This is a genomic window from Corallococcus llansteffanensis (genome assembly GCF_003612055.1).
Taxonomy (GTDB): domain Bacteria; phylum Myxococcota; class Myxococcia; order Myxococcales; family Myxococcaceae; genus Corallococcus; species Corallococcus llansteffanensis.
Genome location: NZ_RAWB01000651.1, coordinates 1 through 5,180, shown reverse-complemented (window position 1 = coordinate 5,180; position 5,180 = coordinate 1). Strand labels below are relative to the sequence as shown.

Here is a 5,180-nt window from a genome sequence, read left to right as displayed (position 1 = left end):
CCCAGGTGGCCGGGGTGACGGCGCTGCCTTCCTCCGTGGCGGTGGGGCAGGCGACGGCGGTGGCGGCCGTCGCGAGTGACGCGGACGCAGACAGCCTCGCCTACCAGTGGACGGCCTCGTGCACGGGCACGTGGACGAATGCCACCTCCGCCTCCGCCAGCTTTACGCCCTCGGCGCAGCCGTCTGGCGGCACCTGCACGCTTACCGTGGTGGCCTCGGACGGCCGGGGCGGCCAGGGGCAGGGCAGTCTGGGCATCTACGTGGGCCCGGGGACTTCAGGCCGCTTTCCGCCCGAGGTGGAGGAGACGTACCAGTCGGTGGCCACGGTGCCGGTGGCAGGAGGCACCGTCGTCTTCCGCGTGCGGGCGAAGGACCCTCAGGCCAGCGCCCTCAGCTTCGCGTGGGCCTTCAGCACGGGCACGCTGGGCACGGCCACCAGCACCGCCTCCACCAGCGAAGTCCTCTGGACGGCGCCCTCCTGCGTCCCCTCGGGCACGACGGCCTCGGTGACGGCCACCGTCACCAACGCCCTCGGCCTCTCCACCCGCTTCGCCTTCGCCCTCCAGGGCGGTGCCGCCTGCGCCGCGAGCAGCGGGGCTCGTCTCGCCGCTGGCTACTACCACTCCCTTGCCTTGAAGCAGGACGGCACCGTCTGGGCCTGGGGCGCCAATGACAGAGGCCAGCTCGGCGACGGGACCACCACCCAGCGCCTCACGCCCGCGCAGGTGCAAGGCTTGACGGGCGTCGCGGCCCTCGGCGCTGGCGGCATCCACGCGCTCGCCTTGAAGCAGGACGGCACCGTCTGGGCCTGGGGCGCCAATGACAGAGGCCAGCTCGGCGACGGGACAACCACCCAGCGCCTCACGCCCGTGCAGGTGCCGGGCTTGACGGGCATCGCGGCCCTCGCCGCTGGCACCAACCACGCGCTCGCCGTGAAGCAGGACGGCACCGTCTGGGCCTGGGGCTTCAACGGTTACGGCCAACTCGGGGATGGGACAACCACCCAGCGCCTCACGTCCGTGCAGGTGCCGGGCCTGACGGGCGTCGTGGCCCTCACCGCTAACAACAACTACTCGCTCGCCTTGAAGCAGGACGGCACCGTCTGGGCCTGGGGCTACAACGTTTACGGCCAACTCGGGGATGGGACAACCACCCAGCGCCTCACGCCCGTGCAGGTGCAGGGCCTGATGGGCGTCTCGGCCCTCGCCGCTGGCATCTACCACTCGCTCGCCTTGAAGCAGGACGGCACCGTCTGGGCCTGGGGACGCAATACCTTCGGCCAGCTCGGCGACGGGACGAACACCAACCGCCTCACGCCGGTGCAGGTGCCGGGCTTGACGGGCGTCGCGGCCCTCTCCGTTGGCGCCTACCACTCGCTGGCCTTGAAGCAGGACGGCACCGTCTGGGTCTGGGGACTCAACAACCTCGGCCAGCTCGGCGACGGGACAGGCACGAACCGCCTCACGCCGGTGCAGGCGCAGGGCATGCCGGGCGTCGCGGCGCTCGCTGGTGGCGACTCCCACTCGCTGGCCTTGAAGCAGGACGGCACCGTCTGGGCCTGGGGCGACAACGCCAATGGCCAGCTCGGCGACGGGACGACCACCGCCCGTCTTACACCGGTGCAGGTGTCCGGCCTGAGTCTCTGACGAGGCGCTGGGCGCTTTCGTTCGGCAGGCGCCCAGCACATCGCAGACGTCTGCGCTTTATTGGTGAGGAGCCGGGGCTGGACGTCCAGTCCCCGCTGGCCTCCGCCATCACAGCACCGGCCCATCCATCCGCGCCCCGGGGCGGCAGGGGTGCGCTACAGCAGACGCTTTCCCATCGACAGACGTCCGCGCAGCCAGGTCCGTGCGGACCGCCGTGGCGCTGGGCTGACTCAGGCGCGAAGGGTGGGAACTCCCGCTAGAGTCCTGCACTCCTCTCCTGAGTCAGGCACCCGTCCACGTGGGTGCGGATTGCCTTTCGGGGAGGCCCATCCAGTGACACACGGGGGAGACGTCCATGCAAAGAGGAAGTCGAAGCGGGCTGGCGTGTCTGGCCTTGGGGCTGGTGCTGGCCTTGGCCGGGTGCGGTGGGGCGCAGCAACCCGAGGAGGCGGAAGGCAGTGCACAGGTGGTGGGCACGCTGCCGCAGGCCCTCAGCGCCAGTGACGTGGCGCGGGTGGAACTCACAGTGAGCGGCACCGGCATGACGACGCGCACCGAGGTGCTGGTGAAGTCCGGCGCCCAGTGGGGCGGGGTGCTGGGCCAGTTGCCCGCGGGCACCGGCCGCACCTTCAGCGCGCAAGCCTTCGATGCCTCCAACGCCGTGCGCTACTCCGGCCAGGTGACGCCCGTCACCATCCAGGCCAGCCAGACGACGGCGGTGACGCTGCTCTTGCAGGAGGTGAATGCACCGGCGCCCTTTGAGAACGTGGCGCCGCGGATTACCTCCCTGGTGGCCAGCCCCGGCACGGTGGCCCCGGGCGGCGTGGTGGCCCTGCAGGCCACCGCGGAGGACGCCAACGCGGGCGACACCCTCACCTACGCCTGGACGGCCAGCACGGGCAGCTTCGGCGCCGCTTCCAGCCTCTCCACGGCCTGGACGGCGCCAGCTGCTTCTGGCCCCGTGGTGCTGACGCTGAAGGTGACGGACTCCAAGGGTGCCAGCACTTCGCTGAGTGTCACCATCACGGTGAGCACCGGCAATGGCAGCGCGGCCGTCAACGTCACCGTCAACACCTGGCCCCAGGTGGCCGGGGTGACGGCGCTGCCTTCCTCCGTGGCGGTGGGGCAGGCGACGGCGGTGGCGGCCGTCGCGAGTGACGCGGACGCAGACAGCCTCGCCTACCAGTGGACGGCCTCGTGCACGGGGACGTGGACGAATGCCACCTCGGCCAGCGCCAGCTTCACGCCCTCGGCGCTACCGTCCGGCGGTACCTGCACTCTCACCGTGGTGGTCTCGGACGGCCGGGGCGGCCAGGGCACGGGCAGCCTGGGCATCTACGTGGGCCCGGAGACTTCAGGGCGCTTCCCGCCCGAGGTGGTGGAGACTTCCCAGTCGAGCGCAAGCGTGCCGGCCTCCGGCGGCACCGTCGTCTTCCGGGTGAAGGCGCGGGATGCCCAGGGCAGTGTCCTTGGCTTCACCTGGGCCACCACCACCGGCACCCTGGGCACGGCCACCAGCACCGCCTCCACCAGCGAAGTCCTCTGGACGGCGCCCTCTTGCCTTCCCTCGGGCACGACGGCCTCGGTGACGGCCACCGTCACCAACGCCCTCGGCCTCTCCACCCGCTTCGCCTTCGCCCTCCAGGGCGGTGCCGCCTGCGCCGCGAGCAGCGGGGCTCGTCTCGCCGCGGGCAACGCCCACACGCTGGCCTTGAAGCAGGACGGCACCGTCTGGGCCTGGGGCGCCAATGACAGAGGCCAGCTCGGCGACGGGACCACCACCCAGCGCCTCACGCCCGCGCAGGTGCAGGGCCTGACGGGCGTCGCGGCCCTCGCCGCTGGCTACCAGCATTCGCTCGCCTTGAAGCAGGACGGCACCGTCTGGGCCTGGGGGAACAACGCCACTGGCCAGTTCGGCGACGGGACAACCACCCAGCGCCTCACGCCCGTGCAGGTGCCGGGCTTGACGGGCATCGCGGCCCTCGCCGCTGGCACCAACCACACGCTCGCCGTGAAGCAGGACGGCACCGTCTGGGCCTGGGGCTACAACGGTTACGGCCAACTCGGGGACGGGACAGTCACCCAGCGCCTCACGCCCGTACAGGTGCCGGGCCTGACGGGCGTCGTGGCCCTCGCCGCTAACAGCACCTGCTCGCTCGCCGTGAAGCAGGACGGCACCGTCTGGGCCTGGGGACGCAACGGCGAGGGCCAGCTCGGGGATGGGACAACCACCCAGCGCCTCACGCCCGTGCAGGTGCAGGGCCTGACGGGCGTCGCGGCCCTCGCCGCTGGCCTCAACCACTCGCTCGCCTTGAAGCAGGACGGCACCGTCTGGGCCTGGGGGTACAACTTCAATGGCCAGCTCGGCGACGGGACAGGCATTACCCGCCTCACGCCCGTGCAGGTGCAGGGCTTGACGGGCGTCGCGGCCCTCGCTGGTAGCAACGCCCACTCGCTGGCCTTGAAGCAGGACGGCACCGTCTGGGCCTGGGGACTCAACAACCTCGGCCAGCTCGGCGACGGGACAGGCACGAACCGCCTCACGCCGGTGCAGGCGCAGGGCTTGACGGGCGTCGCGGCCCTCGCTGGTGGCACCTCCCACTCGCTCGCCGTGAAGCAGGACGGTACCGTCTGGGCCTGGGGCTACAACGTCAATGGCCAGCTCGGCGACGGGACAGTCACGAACCGCCTCATGCCCGTGCAGGTGCCGGGCCTGAGCCCCTGACGAGGCGCTGGGCGCCTGTGCCTGGCAGGCGCCCAGCACGTCGTAGACGTCTGTGACAAGGACCCAGGGGCGCGGACGGTCCTGGTGGGCAGCGCTTCCGGCAGTCGTTGTCCGGACATCGCAAGGCTCACACGTCAGGGCGGAGCAATCCCTTTCACCTGGTCAGCCCGCCGATGATCGGCTGGACGATCGCTGAGAGCGATGTCCGGTCGGAGTGGGCAGCGGGGCCGGATCACGCTTGGAGACGCGCTACCGGCTCGCCTTGCGCAGCACGGGGCCAGCGAAGCTCGACCCCGACCAGGCGCTGGCCACCATCATCCGGTGGGCCCAGAAACGGGCGGGGGACAAGCCTGAATTGGCCCACCGTGTGGAGCTACTCGTGAAGCGCCCCAAGCGGATCAGCGAGGACGTGGGCGACCTCCGGAGCGGATTGGGCCGGGGGGGATGGTTGCCCTTGCCTCCCAAGGGGGGCCAAGTCGACTCAGAGGCGCAAGCACTCACACCTCGGGTAGAGGTTCCCCCACTCATTTCCCAGCACGCCTGTGCATCCGTGGGCTCGGCGCTGTCGCCGGGAAGGGAATGAGTCACACGCAAGGGGGCTTCCGTGAAGCGAACAAGAGGCAGTTGGGTGGTGATTCTGGCCGTCGGCATTCTCGCGGCCGTGGGCTGTGGTGGGCCGCAGCCTGAGTCCGACGGTGACGTCGGGGCTGTGACGACCACCCGTCAGGCCATCACCGCCGTGAAGGTGCCGCAGGCTGTGGCCGCAGGCGCCTACCACTCCCTGTTCCTCAGGAAGGATGGCGTAGTTT

3 protein-coding genes are annotated in these 5,180 nt (G+C 70.9%); all 3 read left to right on the top strand.

What is annotated here, in order from left to right:
- On the top strand, positions 1-1,646 hold a 1,646-nt coding region (locus D7V93_RS37365; RefSeq protein WP_372338397.1), incomplete at its 5' end, for an RCC1 domain-containing protein.
- Positions 1,647-2,001: 355 nt separating this feature from the next.
- Positions 2,002-4,371, top strand: coding sequence for an RCC1 domain-containing protein (locus D7V93_RS47055; RefSeq protein ID WP_244237736.1), 2,370 nt, complete (start codon positions 2,002-2,004; stop codon positions 4,369-4,371).
- A gap of 628 nt (positions 4,372-4,999) precedes the next feature.
- On the top strand, positions 5,000-5,180 hold a 181-nt coding region (locus D7V93_RS46245), incomplete at its 3' end, for a hypothetical protein (RefSeq protein WP_208723279.1).

Excerpts from the sequence above, each read along its gene's own strand:
- D7V93_RS47055 (WP_244237736.1), top strand. The coding sequence starts at position 2,002 with ATGCAAAGAGGAAGTCGAAGCGGGCTGGCGTGTCTGGCCTTGGGGCTG.